Below are 18390 nucleotides of genomic sequence, written 5' to 3' on the forward strand. Positions count from 1 at the left end.
CAGTCATACTTCACAGCCCCCGCAGGCTCAGAGGCCCAATTTATTCTGTGGGCAGAACAAGTGCTGACATACCGCATTTCATCGCCACAAGGTAGGTCACGTTTGGCCTGAAGAAACCTATGGGCTTCTTTCTGTCGTGGCCGAGAACCAGGATCGAACGCTCCTTCTCTCTTATGTAGTTAAGCGACTCGATAACAGGATTCCCCTCGGGAATATCGTAATCAATATCCAATTTATATATGCTCTTAAAATCCTCAATGATCATATCACGTTTCTCTAGAGCATCGTTCCCCTCTTTACCCCTCAGCTCCCTGGGGAAAGCAACGTAAAATACGCTTAGGGGCACATCAAGCTCCCTGGCCAGCTCCATCCCTGTCTCCATTACGTACCCGGGGTCGTCACAATTCAGTGATACAACCACTTCTTCGTATGGAAATGTTCCACGTGAAACAAGAAACGGTTTCTGCGCAGTATCAAAAAGATCACGCATAATGAAATGCCGGAGAATGGTCTCTGATCTGTCCGGAAGAACATAAAGCCCATCCACAGGGTCCTTGCCAAGTATCTGGTTCATACTGTGTACAGGATCGGCAACGCTGAAGTTTTCCAGCTCCTCCTTCACCTTCCCCACGAGATCCTTATTGAGCCCTTTTTTGACAGGATAAAGGTTTAGACCGCTCGTTTTAACATTCTTTGAAAGGTAAACTGCCTCATCAACAAGGTCCGGCCATTTGCTCGACAGCGCTACACCTAGCCTTGAGCCAAACTGGGAGGGGAACTGCGGAGTACCCTGCAACAGCATGTTGGCAAGGTTCTCAAGAACCTTCGGCTCACCTGTAAAAACGACTCTGTCCCCTACTCTCAACTGTTCCTCTGGGGTTGGGAGTACAAGCTCGTCCTCACGGTATATGGCGGCAATGCGCCACTTATTCGGCCTTATGGTGCGCATCTTTCTATCTGTAAGGTGACTTTTTGACAGTATGGAAAGCTCAATTATATCGCCACGCTTTAGACCCAGGTCAATCGCCTTAGAGTAGTTGCGGTTTAGCTTATTCAGTACGATATTAATGGAGGTTTCCAGTGGCTTTATAAGGGTTGCGCCATATTCAATAAACTTATCATCTGGCCTGTCATCGTATTTAAGAACGATGGCGGGGAGCTTGGACTCCATGCTCTCCCTCAGAATCCGCACGATTTCCAGGCTTATATCCGAATCCCTGAACGTTGAAACAACATGCCCTACTTCGTCGAGATCTATCTTCTTCCACGTAAGAATACTGCTCGCATCCGCATTGAGGAATCGAACACTTTCGAATTCATCTTTAAGATCCTCGATGCGCTTAGTATCCATCTCCACAACAATAACAGGCCACTGCTCCACTATTTCATAGAGAAGCATCCTTTCGAAGTAGCCGACACCGCAAAGAACCACAGTCGGTTTGTGCATATTCATATATTACCCGCTCTCAAAACAGCTCAACCCCCTCCATACCTTCAAACTCCGCCGCCTTCTCCTCCAGCCAGTCACCCGTATCCATCTTTTCCACATTAAGCGCGGTTACGAAGAACGCCATACCTTTTCGGATAATGCGTTCCGGCCTTCTTGCCTGATTCTGGCAGATACACTCGATACGTATGCTTGTGGGGTAATCCATTCGGTTGTCCTGCAGTCTGCGCTCAAGGAGAACAGCCATATATTCCGCAAACTCCTCAACACCTGTAAGGTCATTAGAAAATAGGCTGGCACAGCCGCAGGAACCTTTTTTGTATAGCATTCCATGCTTCTTGAAGATTTCTTGGGTTTCTTGGCAAAGGAACTCTTCGGGCAGGCATGGTCGTACAACGGCACGGCATTTTAGCTTAACCATAATCATCTCCTGTTAGGAGAAGGTTAACACATTTTTGATACATTTGAAGGGTTATATAAAGGATTGCTTCTCAACTCTGTTACGACCACGGCTCTTTGCCATATAAAGGGCATCGTCTGCGGTCTTTATGAGCAGATCGGCGGATTCCAATAAGACATACTCAGTAACACCGAAACTGCATGTAACCCTGCCGGCATATTCAAAATCATGCTGTTCGATACGGAACCGGATCTTCTCCGCAAGGATACAGGCCCCTTCCATATCCGTTTCAGGAGCCAATACAGCGAATTCTTCACCACCATATCTTGCAAATACATCTACAACTCGGATATTCTTGCCTACAACAGCGGCTATCTCTTTAATGACGTAATCACCAACCTGCTTACCGTAACGCTCGTTGATATCATTGAAGCCGTCGATATCAAAAAGGATAAGTGACAGCGGCCTTGAATACCTCTGGACACGCTGAAGCTCCCGGTCCATCTCCTCATGGAAACGCTTCCGGTTCATAACCCCGGTTAGGGGGTCAATTAGGGAAAGCTCCTCTTTGTTCCTAAGCTTCTTCTCAAGCACCGTAATATCAACCAGCGAAACCAGATAGCAATTCTGTTCGGGTATGGGAATTATCTTTGCAAGGAAGCTCTTGGCCTCGCTTTTAAGGGATCTGGCTCCCTCGATGGATATAACGCTCTCCCTGTTTCCTGAGATAACGGCCTCTCTAACCCAGGTACAGAAATCGTTTCCTTTATAATCGTTCTGATCCTTAAGGATCCTTATCTGGTTCATATCCAGCCCGGAGCGAACAAAATCTTCATAGCTTTCGTATCCGAGGTATTGCAGGAATGTATCGTTAATAAAGTCGATATTGTCTAGATCAGTCACGATATAGAGTTCGTTAGAGTTCTGCATAACAAGGCGCAGGAGCTTTCTCTTACGCTCTGCCTCCTTCCGCTGCAGCACTGTTAGTCCTATCTCACTCAAAAGTCCACGCAGGTGCTTTATGTCTACCGGCTTTTTGATATATTTCTGTGCGCCAATATCTATTGATCCGACTAGGTATTTCTCGTCATCAAAGCCTGTGGTTATTATGATAGGAACATCGGGATCAACCTTACGTATCTCCTCTGCCATCTCCAGGCCATTCATCATTGGCATCTGAATATCGGTTATTACGATATCCGGACGCTTCTCCTCATAGATCTCAAGCCCTTCGGTTCCATCGGATGCGTTTAGTATCTCGCCAAAATTTTTGCCAAGAAAGCCAGCCAGTCTCTCCCTAGTTTCAACTTCATCCTCAACACAAAGGATAGAAACAGACTTTAAGGCTTCGGGCATGTCGCCCTGCGCAACTGTTTTCTCCATATACCCGCTTCATTACCAGATTTAAACTAATTTATCATAACCATGATTAAAGAGAAGATATTTTTACCACTAATTACTAATACCCTGCGATATCTCAGCAGAAATCCTGCTTAGAAGCTCCTGGGTGAATACAGGTTTCCTGACAATATTAAGCCCTCCAACCTCCAGCCCTTTCTCCATAAGATCATCCTCACCATAGCCGCTGATGTAGATTACCGGTATTGCACTATCCCGCTCATGGAGGAGCTTCCCTGCTATTAAACCGCTGTGATCTTTCAGCACTATATCCACAACGGCAAGGCCGATGTCAAATTCGCTATCCAAGAGAAATTCCTTGAGTTCGTTGCACCCTGGCATGGAGATCGTTTCATAGCCGAACTCCTGGAGCATTGTCTCGATACTCTCCCTCACTCCGGCATCGTCATCGATAACCAGAGTTTTCCCCTTTATATAGGGGATGGTGTCGTATACCGCATCCTTCTCTGCGAGGAATGTGCTCTTTGCCTCCGGTATATAAACACTGAAGGTTGTTCCCTCGCCTATTACCGATGAGCACTCTATGAAACCACCGTGCTTTTCAACAATCTCACGCACTATGGCAAGCCCCAAACCGGTGCCCTTCCCTTTTGTTTTCGTAGTAAAGAAGGGCTTGAAGATATTGCTTCTTGTATCCTCGGACATCCCGCTGCCAGTGTCTGCGACCTTAATATAGACATAATAACCAGGAATCTTACAGGTTTTACCGCTTTCATCAACAGGCTCTATATACTTCGCACCTGTCTCCAGGCTTAGTGTACCCCCCTCCGGCATGGCGTCCCTTGCGTTTACAGCAAGATTCATTAGAACCTGCCCGATCTGAGTCTCATCAGCGAAAATACTTCGCTCGTCACAGTTAAGCTCGGTATCGATAACAATATCCTCGGCGATTATCACTGCCAGCATCTGCGAAGTTTTCTTTACAATATCATCGATGGATACTGTCTCTCTGCGGAACTCTTTTTTCCTTCCGTAATCAAGCAGTCCCCTTGTTATATCTCTTCCGGTTACTGCAAGCTCCAGTATCTTGTCAGCGAACTTTGATGCAGCGTTATCATCGCCAAGCCTTCTTCTTATAATGGTAGCAAATCCGCCCATAGCTGTAAGCAGATTGTTGAAATCATGGGCTATACCACTGCTTAACTCTCCGAGGGTTTCCATCTTCTGGGCGTGGCGTAACTGTTCCCGTATCGTTTCCTTCTCCGTTATGTCCTCATCAACAAAAACAAGGTTTACTATCTCATTGTTCATATTGCGTATGGGGGAAACGTAGCTGTAGGTCCTTATCTCGTTCCCTTCCTTAGTTAGAAGCCTCGTTTCACCAATCCAAGTTCGCCCCCCGGTAACATTTTTCCAAATAAGCGAATAGGCTTCACCTTTGGTTACACCACCCTTGAGCCTCTCAATAGACTCGCCAATAACAGCCTCTGGGTCCTGCCCTGTCACCTCCGTAACCCTCTGGTTTATATAGGTCACGATCCCGTACCTGTTTGTTACCGTTATGGGCGTGTGGCTTCGTTCAATAATCTGAGCCAATGATGAGGTGTGCTCCTGGGCTTTTATTTTTGGTGTTATGTTCTCTGCGGAGATAAGTATCAATGTTTCATGTGTTTTAAATACTGGATAAAGGCTTATTTCAGCTTGAAAGCTGCTTCCGTCTGATTTGATTATATCATTATAAAAGCTGACTTTTTTGCGCGTTCTGAATATAAGAGGGGCAAGCATGTTCCGCATTCTTCCAGAGCTGAACCCGCTGAATAACCCAACGGGAGACATCCCTATAAGCTCTTCAGGGCTATATCCTGTCTCATTAATACATGCACTGTTCGCATACCGTATTCTCAGCGTCTTTTCATCAACGGCCATATAGATTGTTGATGTGTATTCAACAATATCTCCCAAAAGCTCGATATCCTCTTTGTATGGATTATGGCTGTTTTTTACAAGATTGGATGCAATATTACGTATGGAATCGACTAATCCCTCAAGGTTGTCCTTTGTTTTATAGTCAGCCGCTCCTCTTTTAATGCACTCAACGACGGTATTCACATCCGAACTTGAGGAGAATATTATGAAGGGGATCGAGCTGTTTGACGTGTTCAGATAATCAAGCGCTCTCAGTGCAGAGTACCCATCAGCTTTAAGCTCAGATATTATTATCTGACATCGGCATTCCTTAAATTTTGAACAGAACTCAGACATGGATACAGCGGTGAAGAACTCTGCATCACCAAATACAGCAGACAAGGCATCACTAACCCGCCTGCGTTCAACGGCAGATGTATCCGCAATAAGAAATCTAAGCCCTTCACCCATACCTTCAACCCTCAGTGGCAAGCAATATAATTAAATCAAATACTGTTGGCTTCCAATTATAAAAATATGTTCGATTATGCGATTTTGCCACCTTTAATAAGCTATTACTCGCACATTTACATGCACATGACAGGTATCGGTCATTTACATACATATTTCTTACTATTTTTCACACAAAAAAACCCGGGCCATCGACCCGGGTTCTGTGTATTCCAAGTTTTCTTATCCACTATTCCGTAACAATCACATCACTGCTTCTATGTCCAAACTTGACAGAAAGGCTTCTTGCCGCCTCCAAAATAACAGGGGCAATCTCAGTTTCGATCCGCTCCATGCTCATACGCTCCTTAGGTGCGCTAACACTGATACCGGAGATGACATTACCCATGAAATCACGAACAGGTGCACCAACGCATCTTACGCCTGGCTCATACTCCTCATCGTCAATGGCGTAGCCAACCTGCTTCACTTTTATAAGCTCCTGCTTGAGCGCATCCATATCTTTTATCGTGTGCTCTGTTATATAGGTCATCTCACCACTGTAGAGCTTATCGATCTCACGTTCATCGTAGTGCGCCAGTTGAGCTTTACCTGTGGCAGTGGCGTATGCGGGACCAACATTGCCTATGCGGGGGAGGACCCGAACGGCCTGGTCCGTCTCTATTACATTGAGATAAACCACATTACCGTCACGCATAACACTGATGTATGCACTTTCGTTAGTTTGCTCCTTGAGGCTCTGAAGAACCTGAACCGAGATATCAATGATACTCAGCTTATTAATGTATGCCTGTGATATCTGGAACGTTTTAACACCAAGCCTGAAGTTGCCAGTGTAACGGTTGTACTCAACGTAGCCGAACATCTCAAGTGTTGCCAGAAGCTTATTTACATTGCTTCTGGTAAGGTTTAGCTTAGTAACTATATCGCTGATGCTGAGCTCGTGATCACCGTCGCCAAGAAGCTCAAGGATGTCGATGGCGTTATTAACCGCCTGGACAGCGTATTCTGATTTATCTCTTTTCATTCTAATCCCCGTACAAATTTCGAAACAAAACAATGTTCGATAAAAAACAATCTAGGCATTTGTCTAATAATCTATTATATACTCGCATTTCATGTCAATACATTATTGATATTGTACGAAATATAACCTGACAATCCAGTATTTATAAAACAGGCTCGAAATCAATATACTCAGCTACTATACTATATGTATGAAGGTATACGTAAAGGATGCCGCCTTGTCAAGATTCGGCAAACATAAACAAAGCCTGATAGATATTATACGGGACTCCATAAACGGGCTAGATAACTCTATCGAGCCAGTAGAAGCTGTCTTCATTGGGCTCATGAATCCAGAGGAGTTCGTTGGTGTCGGCAATATCGCATCTTATTATATGTGATCGTATTAAGATACCCGGCAGACCTGCCATTCGTGTTGAAACTGCCTCATCAACCGGCGCAGCAGCATTCTTCCAGGCATATGCATCCATAGCGTCTGGCATATACAAGAATGTACTTGTTATTGCCGCTGAAAAAATGACCCACCTCGGAACTGACAGGGTGACCGAGATTCTTGCATCGGTAATCGACCCGGCAGAGCGTATAACCGGAGCATCGATGCCCTCATTAGCTGCCCTTTGCACAAACAGATTCAGGCATGAAACCCGAATATCAGAAGACAAGCTGTCTCACATTCTCGGCAGTATCGCTGTGAAATCACACCATTACGGTGCGATGAACCCTATGGCACAATTCAGAAAGGAAATAGATTACGATAAGTATTTCAGCTCTAAACTAGTTGCCGACCCACTACGCTTATACGACTGCTCACCTATCAGTGACGGCTCAGCCGCTGTACTATTAACCGCTGATGAAACAGATATCGAAGTTGCCGGCGTTGGCCAGGGAACCGATAGACAGGCCCTCTGTAAACGCCCCAGTATCACTTCATTTTACAGCACAAGGAAAGCGGCATATGATGCATATCGCATGGCTGGCTGCTCACCTTCTGATATCGACTTCGCTGAAATACATGATGCATTCACCACATTCGAGATGCTGGGTATCGTTGATACAGGGTTGGTTGATAAAAGCAATATTATGGAATTCTACCTAGATGGTGCAGCGTACCACGATGGCTCATTACCAGTTAATATTTCCGGTGGGCTTAAATCTCGTGGCCACCCCGTTGGAGCTTCAGGGCTTGCACAGATTGCAGAAGCATTCAATATCATGAGCGATAGATACCCATTAGATATTACACCAAATAATACTGATACATGCCTTACCCAAAGCATCGGCGGGCTGGCTACAAACAATTTTGTAATTATACTTAAGAAAAGAACTAAAACTTTCAGCAAAGGTACAGACTTTCCCAAACCAGAATACAGCAACGTCATTAACAGAACATCTAAACGCCTGAAACTCTTCTCTAAAACTACACTTCATATCACTCCAAAAGGGGTGCCTTCGCCACTCAACTTGGTAATCTGCAACCACGAAGATAAACGATTTCTCGCAAGATACGAAGGAGAGTTGCCCAGAATCGGCACTGCACTCAAAATTAAAGGCAAAGAGCACCGCATAGTAACCGTTACAAAACCAAAGAACAAACTCAGACTCTGGTGATGTTTCACGTGAAACAATGAAATTTTCCACATTTCAACATCTACTTCATTCACCCTAGAACAATAATCAACGACGGATGAATGCGTTTTTTGTGTTAAGAGTGAGGGAGTATTTACCATTTACTAATTAAGCTATCTTATACTCATCTATTAAACACAAGCTACAGCAACATTAATAATACTATTAGAATGAGTTTTTGAGTATTCCGAGCACTTTGATCCTTAATAAGTACCTAGTGTCATCGTCGATGTTAAATAACGCCAAAGGTCTGTGAATTGTTACTCCACTTTATAACAATGCTATTCTCCTTTTTATGAGGAAACATGCTGAATAAAGAGTTGTATTTTATGATTCACATACTACAAGCATAGTTATTCCCAGCGATAGATTGAGTTGATGAGACGCGTAAGCAGAGAGACGATATCAAAATATCAACCGTTTAAGAACGCACTCTGAATTCTCTTTATTCGAGTTCGTACCATACACGGTTAAACCAATGCTATCGCAAAATTATATTGTGACATGGTATTTTATACTAACTCATTTCTAGCTTAATATGGGTTTTTAAGGGGTCTGGGGATTTTGTTCTCTTAAAAGCTCACCGGTTTCATATCACTTCATATGTATTTCAGTGTACTCTTAATACCAACACCTAGAACACACTCGTAATAATCTTCATTAAAGTTGATGCTGTACATGGTTAAACTAACACTAACCTAAAATGATATTGAGACAACAATTATGTACTGACTCACTTCTAGCATAATATGGGTTTTTGAGGGGTCTGGGGAACTTTGTTCCCTAAAAAGTTCCCCAGGTTCATATCACTTCATATTTATTTAAGTGTACTCTTAATACCAACACCTAGAACACACTCGTAATAATCTTCATTAAAGTTGATGCTGTACATGGTTAAACTAACACTAACGTAAAATGATATTGAGAGAACAATTATGTACTGACTCATTTCTAGCTTAATATGGGTTTTTGAGGGGTCTGGGGAACTTTGTTTCCTAAAATGTTCCCCAGCTTCATATCGACTTATTATAATCCGAGGAGCACTGTATTGGAGCAGGGTTCCCCAGTTTTATTACCTAATAACTTCTTCTATATTACAGTGTAGATATCTTTTACACCTTTGCGTTTTTTGGGTGATTTAGCTTCTGCGTCATAGACGCCGATAGGAGTCATAATCATTGGTATCTCGTTTTCCGGCAGTTCCATTGCGTCAGACAATATTCTTTCATCGAAGGCTGCGATCCAGCATGTGCCGATATTCTTTTCGGCTGCAGCGTTGATAAAATGGTCTGCGGCTATGGTAACATCGCATAGTAGGTAGTCTGCTCCGTCCTTTCTAATCCAGTTTTCACCTTTAAGGCCAACGAATATAGCTATGGCGGGAGCAGTCCTGAGCCAGTCACGAGGATAGGCTTCGCAGACCTTTTCAAGTAATTGCTTATCTTTGATGATGTAAACTTTGTAAGGCTGCATATTCTTTGCTGTGGGGGCAAGAGCAGTACATTCGAGGACGTACTGCAGGTCTTCCTCCGGGATATCTACATCGGTGTAAGCTCTTTGGCTGTAGCGTTTATTGAGTATATCTTTAAGTTTCATGCTTAACCTCCGTGATGAATGATCTTTACGTCTGAGATAATCTCATATACGCCGACATTACGCACTGCGTTGCCGTTCTCCATAGCAGTAATTCCGGTGAGGTAGTTCTGTTCGATACGACCTTCCTTATAAGCCAGGAAACTGAGGATATCATATCCTAGATATGAATCAACCGGCGGTTCCTCACCGTAGTTTGCCATATAGTTTTTGCGAAACTCTGATGCTTCTGGTTTGCCAACGAGCATAGTGGAGGTTATCACAACAGTGTAACGGAAATAATCGAGGAAGTCCTTCTCAAGGTACTTCTTTGTGAAAGCATCTGTACCGATAATGATCTTAACTAGCTTTGGTTCATCTACAAGATACCTTATAAGTGGAACAACATCCACAAGCTTGCGCTCCTCACTGAGAACGAGTATATCGAGCCTTTCCTCTTCATGCTTTTTCTGGATGGCCTTCATTTCATGCTCAAGACTACCTTTCTCAAAGTTTACGGTGTAAACAGTCGTATTAAGGCTTTTAAACTCTTCTGCATGACGCTGTGCGGGCTCTTCATATGCATTTGAATATGCAAGGATAACCGCTTTCTGTTCACGCATCATCACATATCCTGCAGCCTCCATGGCTATCTTTTCTCTGGAATAACCGAAACGGTATATATCTCCACTCAGCTGGAGTGCGTATGCAACGGTATCGACCTTCACCGCATCCGGCTCATTGACAGTTTCCATTGTTACCTTATAGGGGAGCTGTCTTGTATCGAGAGCCTGGATCATACCCTGCATAAGTTTGGTGTTTTCAGGGTTTACAACATGAACGAACTCATGGAGCATAGTTTCATTATCCATATCCATTACGGTCTCATTATCTTCAATGGGTTCGATTGGTTCGATTTCAACAAACGGCTTAGGCTCGTCCATTTCGAACTGTTCTTTGGGAGTTCTGAACCTACCGCTAAAGCACGAGGTGAAGGGATTGTTGTCTTTGACAGTTATTTTTTCCGATGCGCAGTAGCTCCCTGCCAGTCTTCTGTTGAGGGGGTCCTGTGATTTTGCAAAGATTCGCTCGGCATATTCCTCAGCACGCTCCATGTTACCGGCGGTCTTTTCGGCATCGTATAGCCATATAAGCCCTTGATGTTTCATGTATGAGCTCAGGATATTTTCATCATAGTTCTGAGAAAGCATGATACGACCTTTTTCGACTTCTCCATTCTGGACGTAGTAGTGGCCGAGGATAAGCGCTGCGGCTCTGGATTGCTGTGGTGGAGCGTCTCTGTTTATGCTTTCAAGCTTATCTATATCGCGTGTATTGAGATCCTTAACGGAATAGAACCTTTCGGAGAACGGGGCAACCGGCTTTTCAGTTTTTGACTGGCCTGCGCAGGAGATTATGAAAAGCATCATCGATGCTGTGAATAATAGAGTAAGTCCTTTTGATAGGCGTTTCATATCGAACATTTTCCACCTTCAGCCTTTTTTTTGTGAGAAGCTTTTGGGCGTGCTTCAGCTCCTGTTCTAACTTCTCCCCTTTATACAACACCATGACAGTATTTTCCATAGTAAGAGCGAATGTCCATTTCAACATGTCCTTAACGGGCGCAACACCACGTGCGGTAATCATATCAAACTTTACTTTGATATTCTCCGCCCTGTCATTGATTACAGTGACGTTGCTGAGTCCGAGTTGTTCCACAGCATCCTGAAGGAATCGACATTTCTTCCCTATGCTGTCTATAAGGGTTACTTCCGTTTCAGGGTACACAATAGCGATGACGATGCCGGGAAAGCCGCCTCCGGAGCCGATGTCTGCAATATTGCCGGCAGGGTAGAAGGAATCGGAGAATAGGAGGATGCTGTCTAACAGATGCTTTTTGTAGAAGTCCTCACGTGTGGTTATGGCGGTAAGGTTGAGTCCAGCATTCATATGTATCTGATAGAAACGCTCAAGAAGAGCCAGCTTGTCATCGCTCAAGGGGAAGTATTCATCGAATAGATTTTTTGGTGAGAACTCTCCGCTATCAGCCATCCTTCCCCTCTTTCTCACGAATGAGCTTGAGTATCTGAACATGTAGCAGCGATACAGCCGCAGGGGTCATACCCTTTATTCTGGAGGCCTGGCCTAATGTTGCTGGCTTAACATTTCTTAGTTTCTCGATATACTCTCGCCTGAGACCGTGTATCTCATCATAGTTCAACCGCTCCGGAATCTTAACATCCTCGAATTTTTTGAACCGTTCTATGTCGGACTTCTGCCTTGTCAGATAGCCTTCGTATTTGATGGTTATCTCCGCCTGTTCAGCAACTTTCTGATTTTCGTGTCCGCCTGCGAGCTTAGCTACAAGGGCATAATCCGCTTCGGGCCTTTTGATCAGATCGTAGGCGGTCATCCCTTGTTTATAATTTATCGATTCGGCTTTCAGCATACTGATAGCCTCGTCCGTGTTCTCTATCCTAGTCTTTTTGAGACGATCGATCTCGTTGTTGAGCATATCCTTCTCTGCGTTGAAACGCTCAAGCCTTGCCTGTGAGATTAGCCCGAGCTCATGACCCTTTTCGAGTAGGCGGTATTCTGCGTTGTCCTCTCTCAGTGTCAGCCGGTATTCCGCCCTTGAGGTAAACATCCGGTACGGTTCATCAACTCCTTTGGTAACGAGATCATCGATCATGACCCCAATGTAGCTTTGATCACGCCCTACAATAAATGGTTCCTTATCATCCAAGCTTAGTACAGCGTTAATTGCGGCAACAAGCCCCTGTGCACCAGCTTCTTCGTATCCGCTGGTTCCGTTGATCTGACCGGCGAAGTAAAGTCCTCTCACAGGTTTTGTCTCAAGTGTTGGTAGCAGAACAGTGGGCTGAACAAAATCATACTCAATGGCATATGCTGGTCGCACAAACTCGACCTTTTCAAGCCCGGGCACTGTGCGATACATAGCTATCTGAACATCGATGGGGAGTGAGGATGAGAAGCCGTTGGCGTAGTATTCATTGGTACTGAGACCTTCCGGCTCCAGAAATATCTGGTGCCTGTCCTTATCGGGAAATTTCTTCACCTTATCCTCGATGGAGGGGCAGTAGCGTGGACCAACACCTTTGATAACACCACTGTAAAGTGGCGAGCGGTGCATATTCTCGCTGATTACCCTGTGGGTCTCTTCGTTGGTGTAGGTTATCCAGCATGAAACCTGAGGCTGTTTTATCACTGTGGTCTCGAAGGAGAATGGACGTGGAATCTCATCTCCTGCCTGTTCCTCGAGCTGTGAGAAGTCGATGCTGTTCACATCAAGCCTTGCCGGCGTTCCTGTTTTTAGACGGTCAAGTATAAAACCTGCCTTAGCGAGGGAGTCTGACATACCTATGGAGGCGAATTCATTCATGCGTCCGGCGCTGTAATTACAGTCGCCGATGTGGATAATTCCCTTAAGAAATGTTCCGGTGCAGAGAATAACCTTTGGTGCGAGATAGAACATGCCGGTATCAACGACAATCCCTTGAACCTCTCCCTTCTCGACTGCAATCTCTTCTACTACAGCCTGTTTAAGGTCGAGATTAGGCTGATCCATAGTGACCTGTGTCATCCGTTCTCTATAAAGATGCCTGTCCGCCTGTGCACGACTGCTCCTTACGGCGGGACCCTTGCTCATATTTAGCACACGGAACTGGATCCCCGTTTCATCGATATTCTTTGCCATCTCACCACCAAGGGCGTCAATATCCTTAACGATATTCCCCTTGGCAAGACCACCGATGGCAGGGTTGCAGCTCATCTGAGCGATGGCTTCTGCTGATATTGTAAAAAGGGCGGTTTTAGCACCCATCCTTGCGGCGGCGAGAGCCGCTTCGCATCCGGCATGCCCTGCACCCACAACTATTACATCGTAGCTTTTATCGTATACAAGCATAGGAATTACTCCGCTGTTTCACGTGAAACATCCACTTTTCCACATTATTTGCCGATGCAGAAATTGCTGAAGATATTATTAAGGATATCCTCTGTGTAGCCTTCACCAGTTATCTCTTCGATTTTACCGAGGCAGTCCCTTAGCTCAAATGCGAGGATATCCAGATCATGGTACTGGCTAATGTCCAGCTCGCTAATCTTATCGAGAATATACTGGAACGAGTTGCGTTGACGCTCGTTCACAGCGATATCAGCCTCATACTTTGCAGAATCCTTACCAGAGAGCTCAGCTTCGAGGATATCGAAAAGTTTCTCCATATTGTCATCGGTTTTAATAGATATATTAATGATTGAGTCGTGCTCATACTCTGCATTATCTGATTTGCTCCCGACGATAACCCTGTTCATGTCATTTGTAAGCTCGAGTAAATTATTATCCTCATCATCAAGGGGTCTTGAGAGATCCAGTAGTACAAGGACGATCTCCGCCTCCTCCATCCGTTGACGACTTCGTTCAATACCCTGCTTTTCAAGCAAGTCATCGGTGAAACGTATTCCGGCGGTGTCCACAAGGCGAACAGGAACACCGCCTATATATAGCTCTGCATCTATAAAGTCTCTGGTGGTTCCTGGAATATCGGAAACCAGTGCCCTATTCTCACGCACCATATAGTTAAGTAGGGAGGACTTACCGACATTAGGCTTACCCACAATGGCTATTGCATGGGTGTCGTTCAGAGTTTTAGTTATCTCATAGGAACGGATAAGCTTTCGAAGCGTTTCGTTAATCTCAGCATACTTTCCTTCAATGTAGCTTAGCTCCTTATCGGAGAGATCCTCTTCGGGAAAGTCAACGTATGCCTCAACAACGGTGAGGACATCGATAAAAAGATCACGCAGGTTTTCAATCCTTTCCCGCAGACCACCCTTTAGCTGGTTGTAGGAATAGAAGAGACCATCCTCGGATTTTGTACAGATAAGCTCCTGCACAGCCTCCGCCTGGGATAGATCGAGTTTTCCGTTTATGAATGCCTGTTTGGTGAACTCACCGGGCTCGGCGTAGCGGATGCCGATGGACTGCATTGAAGACAAAGCATGTTTTGCAATTAGAGGGTTGCCGTGGAATGAGATCTCAAGGACATCCTCGCCCGTGTAGCTGTAGGGAGCCTTGAAGTATGTGAAAAGGATATCGTCCCTCAGCTTGCCGTCTTCGAATATTGCATAGACAGCCTGCCTCGGCTTCGGCGATTCAATCCGTTCCCCGTTTCGGGTATAAAGAAAACGGAGAACAGACAGAGCCTCCGGACCGGATACTCTGATTACGATTACTGCAGAACGGACAACAGGTGTTATTGGTGCGGCGATAGTGTCCATTCTAATATTTATTAAAGGCTCTGCTCGAAAGCCCTGTATGTATTTGCAAGTAGCATCGCGATAGTCATGGGACCGACACCGCCGGGCACGGGGGTTATATAAGAAGCCTTTTCCGCTGCCGCTTCATAATCCACATCACCCATAAGTTTTTCATCAACACGGTTCATACCGACATCGATGACAACTGCGCCCTCTTTTACCATATCTGCGGTTACAAACTTTGCTTTTCCGATTGCAGCCACGATAATATCGGCGTCCCGACAGATTGACGCAATGTCTTTTGTTCTTGAGTGACATATAGTTACAGTCGCATTAGCCCTTGTAAGGAGAGCTGCCATCGGCTTGCCTACAATATTACTACGGCCAATGACTACAGCGTTTTTACCTTCCACATCAATATTATATTCCTTGAACATCTCCATAACACCGGCGGGTGTACATGGCGCAAAACCTTTAGTCTCGCCTATGTTCAGAAGACCTACACTTACGGGGTGGAAGCCGTCGACGTCCTTCTCAGGCTTGATTGCGTAAAGGACCTTCTTCTCATCTATCTGATCGGGCAGAGGGAGCTGAACGAGGATTCCGTTAATGGTCTCATCGTTATTATAGGCCTCAACCTTAGCAAGGAGCTCTTCGGTGGTTGTGGATTCGGGCATGCGGTCTATGACAGATTTGAACCCTGCCTCATCACAGGCTTTACCCTTCATCCGGACATAAACCTGACTTGCGGGATCCTCGCCAACAAGCACAACGGCAAGACCGGGTACACGGCCGTTCTTTGCCTTCATTTCAGCTACTTTCTCGGCTAATTCGCCTCTTACCTTCTGTGCGAGGGCTTTTCCGTCAATCTTCGCTGCTGTCATCCTCATTTTCCTCCTTAACTACTGCAAAAGCTATTATCTCGTATTCATCGGTGGACATGAGCTTAACGCCCTGGGTGTCTCTTCCCATAACAGGTATCTCACCCACTGCCAGCCTAATAATCTTGCCGCTTCTGGTAATGAGCATTACCTCATCCTCAAGGTTAACCTGCTTTGCTCCACAAACGAGACCGGTCTTAGGACTTACACGGCAGAGCTTAACGCCCTTGCCCCCTCTGGTCTGGAGTCTGTAGTCTGAAACGAGGGAGCATTTACCGTATCCTCCAGCTGTAACGCTGAGGATGTAAGGATGCCCAGTGAGCACCTCCATGGAAACAACCTCGTCCTTCTCCTCAAGGGTGATACCCCGAACTCCGGTGGCTGTCCTGCCCATCTTGCGCACTTCCTGTGAGCTGAACTGTATGGTTTTGCCGTTCCTCGTTGCGAGGAATATATTATCATCATCGGTGGTAACATCTGAAGTTACTATCTCATCACCTTCACGGAGCTTAAGGGCTATCATGCCGCTTCGCCCGCTCTTAAAGTCACCAACGAGTGTTTTCTTAACAACGCCGAACTTGGTGGCCATGAAGAGGTACTTCTCATCCTCGGTATCCGCCAGAGCGATAACGGAGGCGAGATACTCCTCCTTCTCAAGGGTGAGGACGTTTGATATATGCCTACCCTTGGCATCCCTAGCCATCTCGGGGAGTTCGTAAACACGGAGGAAGTGGATCTTCCCTGTGTTTGTGAAGAAGAAGAGACGTGCATGGTTTGAGGTAACGATGAGTCTTTCGGCGAAATCATCACCCTTGCTCTTCGCACCGCTTTTACCCTTGCCCCCCCTTTTCTGGGCTGTGAAGCTGCTGAGGAGAGTCCTCTTTATGTAGCCGTTGTGGGTTATTGTAACAACGGTTTCATCATCGGGAATAAGGTCCTCGATGTTAAATTCGCCTGTTTGGGGAACTATATCCGTGCGGCGTTCATCGCCGTATTTATCCTTAACCTCTTGAAGCTCATCTTTGATAACGCCCATGAGAACGCCTCTGTTGCCGAGGATGCTTCTGTAGTATTCGATATCCTTCAGAGTTCTTTCATGCTCGTCCCTGAGTTTTTCTATCTCAAGGCCTGTGAGCCTGTGCAGACGCATATCAAGGATAGACTGTGCCTGAAGATCAGAAAAACCGTAGTTTTCCTTAAGCTTGATCTTTGCCTCTGCGGAATCTCTTGATGATTTGATAAGGGCGATAACCTCATCGATATTCTCAACGGCCTTGATAAGACCCTCGAGTATATGAAGCCTCGCCTCCGCCTTATCGAGAAGATACTGCGTTCTCCTGGTTACTACCGTTACCCTGTGGCCTATGAACTCATCGAGTATGCGTATCAAGTTGAGTGTTTGCGGCCTTCCATCCACCAGGGCGACCATGTTTATACCGAAGGTATTCTGCAGCTGGGTAAACTTATAGAGCTGATTAAGCATGACATCGGGCATTACATCCTTTTTAAGCTCTATAACAACCCTGATTCCGTCTCTGTCCGATTCGTCACGAAGGTCTGATATGCCGACAATCTTCTTATCACGCACAAGCTCTGCGATCTTCTCGATGAGCATCGCCTTATTCACCTGATAGGGGAGCTCATCAACGATGATCTTCTCCTTGCCGGACTTCGTTTCTTCGATATGGGTCTTAGCCCTTATGGTTATGGAGCCTCTTCCTGTACGGTATGCCTTATAGATATCCTCCTGGCCGAGGATCATACCCGCCGTGGGGAAATCGGGCCCTTTTATAATCTCGAATATCTCGCTTTCGGTGTATTCAGGGTTATCTATCATATGCACGATGGCATCGATGGTTTCCGTGAGGTTGTGGGGAGGTATGTTTGTTGCCATACCAACGGCGATACCGCTTGTTCCGTTAACGAGGAGGTTCGGTATCCTTGTGGGGAAAACAGTGGGCTCTGAGAGTGAGCCGTCGTAGTTCTCTGCGAAGTCTACGGTGTTCTTGTCCAGATCGCTCAGGAGTTCATCGGAGATCTTCGCAAGGCGAACCTCGGTATAACGCATCGCCGCAGGTGAATCACCGTCGATGGAGCCGAAGTTACCTTGACCATCCACAAGGGGATAGCGGAGCGAGAAGTCCTGCGCCATACGAACAAGAGTGTCGTATACAGCTGAATCACCGTGGGGGTGATACTTACCGATAACATCACCGACGATCCTCGCAGACTTCTTATACGCCTTGTTATAGTAAACACCCATCTCATCCATAGCGTACAGGGTACGTCTGTGAACCGGCTTGAGTCCATCCCGTACATCGGGAAGTGCCCGGCCCACGATAACGCTCATCGCATAATCGAGATAGCTGTCCTTAATCGAATCTTCTATGTTTAGTTCTTTGATCCCTTTAATATCCATCATT

Annotated in this window: 13 protein-coding genes; 1 reads left to right on the forward strand and 12 read right to left on the reverse strand. The window is 45.6% G+C overall.

Annotated elements, in window-relative coordinates:
- Window positions 1-40: 40 nt before the first annotated feature.
- The 5 genes from K300_RS0109285 to K300_RS0109305 form a co-directional block, all read right to left on the reverse strand.
- Window positions 41-1453, reverse strand: a complete 1413-nt coding sequence (locus tag K300_RS0109285) for an NAD-binding protein (protein WP_022851396.1) — start codon at window positions 1451-1453, stop codon at window positions 41-43.
- Window positions 1454-1466: 13 nt separating this feature from the next.
- The gene (locus tag K300_RS0109290) at window positions 1467-1868 is read right to left on the reverse strand and encodes a hypothetical protein (RefSeq protein WP_022851397.1); all 402 of its coding nucleotides are present in this window, start codon (window positions 1866-1868) and stop codon (window positions 1467-1469) included.
- Between the two features lie 51 nt (window positions 1869-1919).
- Window positions 1920-3230 (reverse strand): GGDEF domain-containing response regulator, encoded by a 1311-nt coding sequence (locus tag K300_RS15225; protein ID WP_022851398.1) that lies wholly within the window; start codon window positions 3228-3230, stop codon window positions 1920-1922.
- A gap of 69 nt (window positions 3231-3299) precedes the next feature.
- Window positions 3300-5582, reverse strand: coding sequence for a PAS domain S-box protein (locus K300_RS0109300; protein WP_022851399.1), 2283 nt, complete (start codon window positions 5580-5582; stop codon window positions 3300-3302).
- A gap of 229 nt (window positions 5583-5811) precedes the next feature.
- Window positions 5812-6609, reverse strand: coding sequence for an IclR family transcriptional regulator (locus tag K300_RS0109305; protein ID WP_022851400.1), 798 nt, complete (start codon window positions 6607-6609; stop codon window positions 5812-5814).
- A gap of 347 nt (window positions 6610-6956) precedes the next feature.
- On the opposite strand from K300_RS0109305, the gene K300_RS16250 reads away from it, so the two are divergent.
- The gene (locus tag K300_RS16250) at window positions 6957-8216 is read left to right on the forward strand and encodes a thiolase family protein (protein ID WP_238320645.1); all 1260 of its coding nucleotides are present in this window, start codon (window positions 6957-6959) and stop codon (window positions 8214-8216) included.
- Window positions 8217-9323: 1107 nt separating this feature from the next.
- On the opposite strand, the gene K300_RS0109315 is transcribed toward K300_RS16250, so the two are convergent.
- From K300_RS0109315 to gyrA, 7 genes are read right to left on the reverse strand one after another with little or no spacing between them, the layout of a single operon-like run.
- Complete coding sequence (locus tag K300_RS0109315) at window positions 9324-9830, reverse strand: nitroreductase family protein (protein WP_022851401.1); 507 nt, start codon at window positions 9828-9830, stop codon at window positions 9324-9326.
- Window positions 9831-9832: 2 nt separating this feature from the next.
- The gene (locus K300_RS0109320; RefSeq protein ID WP_162139874.1) at window positions 9833-11281 is read right to left on the reverse strand and encodes a type 1 periplasmic-binding domain-containing protein; all 1449 of its coding nucleotides are present in this window, start codon (window positions 11279-11281) and stop codon (window positions 9833-9835) included.
- Window positions 11193-11858 carry a 16S rRNA (guanine(527)-N(7))-methyltransferase RsmG gene (gene rsmG / locus K300_RS15235; RefSeq protein ID WP_022851403.1) on the reverse strand — a complete coding sequence of 222 codons (666 nt, stop codon included), beginning with the start codon at window positions 11856-11858 and terminating at the stop codon, window positions 11193-11195. Before rsmG ends, K300_RS0109320 begins: the two co-directional genes overlap by 89 nt.
- Complete coding sequence (gene mnmG / locus K300_RS0109330; RefSeq protein ID WP_162139894.1) at window positions 11851-13740, reverse strand: tRNA uridine-5-carboxymethylaminomethyl(34) synthesis enzyme MnmG; 1890 nt, start codon at window positions 13738-13740, stop codon at window positions 11851-11853. Before mnmG ends, rsmG begins: the two co-directional genes overlap by 8 nt.
- 38 nt (window positions 13741-13778) lie before the next feature.
- Window positions 13779-15107, reverse strand: a complete 1329-nt coding sequence (gene mnmE / locus K300_RS0109335) for a tRNA uridine-5-carboxymethylaminomethyl(34) synthesis GTPase MnmE (protein ID WP_022851405.1) — start codon at window positions 15105-15107, stop codon at window positions 13779-13781.
- Window positions 15108-15118: 11 nt separating this feature from the next.
- Window positions 15119-15970, reverse strand: a complete 852-nt coding sequence (gene folD / locus K300_RS0109340) for a bifunctional methylenetetrahydrofolate dehydrogenase/methenyltetrahydrofolate cyclohydrolase FolD (protein ID WP_022851406.1) — start codon at window positions 15968-15970, stop codon at window positions 15119-15121.
- Complete coding sequence (gene gyrA, locus K300_RS15240) at window positions 15951-18389, reverse strand: DNA gyrase subunit A (protein WP_040463101.1); 2439 nt, start codon at window positions 18387-18389, stop codon at window positions 15951-15953. The genes folD and gyrA overlap by 20 nt, the downstream gene beginning before the upstream one ends.
- Between the last annotated feature and the right edge of the window lies 1 nt (window position 18390).

The organism is Limisalsivibrio acetivorans (assembly GCF_000421105.1).
Classification (GTDB): Bacteria; Chrysiogenota; Deferribacteres; order Deferribacterales; family Geovibrionaceae; genus Limisalsivibrio; species Limisalsivibrio acetivorans.

Bases quoted from the DNA above. Each gene is read 5' to 3' on its own strand.
- K300_RS0109285 (WP_022851396.1), bottom strand. From the start codon at position 1,453: ATGAATATGCACAAACCGACTGTGGTTCTTTGCGGTGTCGGCTACTTC.
- K300_RS0109290 (WP_022851397.1), bottom strand. From the start codon at position 1,868: ATGGTTAAGCTAAAATGCCGTGCCGTTGTACGACCATGCCTGCCCGAA.
- K300_RS15225 (WP_022851398.1), bottom strand. From the start codon at position 3,230: ATGGAGAAAACAGTTGCGCAGGGCGACATGCCCGAAGCCTTAAAGTCT.
- K300_RS0109300 (WP_022851399.1), bottom strand. From the start codon at position 5,582: ATGGGTGAAGGGCTTAGATTTCTTATTGCGGATACATCTGCCGTTGAA.
- K300_RS0109305 (WP_022851400.1), bottom strand. From the start codon at position 6,609: ATGAAAAGAGATAAATCAGAATACGCTGTCCAGGCGGTTAATAACGCC.
- K300_RS0109315 (WP_022851401.1), bottom strand. From the start codon at position 9,830: ATGAAACTTAAAGATATACTCAATAAACGCTACAGCCAAAGAGCTTAC.
- K300_RS0109320 (WP_162139874.1), bottom strand. From the start codon at position 11,281: ATGAAACGCCTATCAAAAGGACTTACTCTATTATTCACAGCATCGATG.
- rsmG (WP_022851403.1), bottom strand. From the start codon at position 11,858: ATGGCTGATAGCGGAGAGTTCTCACCAAAAAATCTATTCGATGAATAC.
- mnmE (WP_022851405.1), bottom strand. From the start codon at position 15,107: ATGGACACTATCGCCGCACCAATAACACCTGTTGTCCGTTCTGCAGTA.
- folD (WP_022851406.1), bottom strand. From the start codon at position 15,970: ATGACAGCAGCGAAGATTGACGGAAAAGCCCTCGCACAGAAGGTAAGA.
- gyrA (WP_040463101.1), bottom strand. From the start codon at position 18,389: ATGATGGATATTAAAGGGATCAAAGAACTAAACATAGAAGATTCGATT.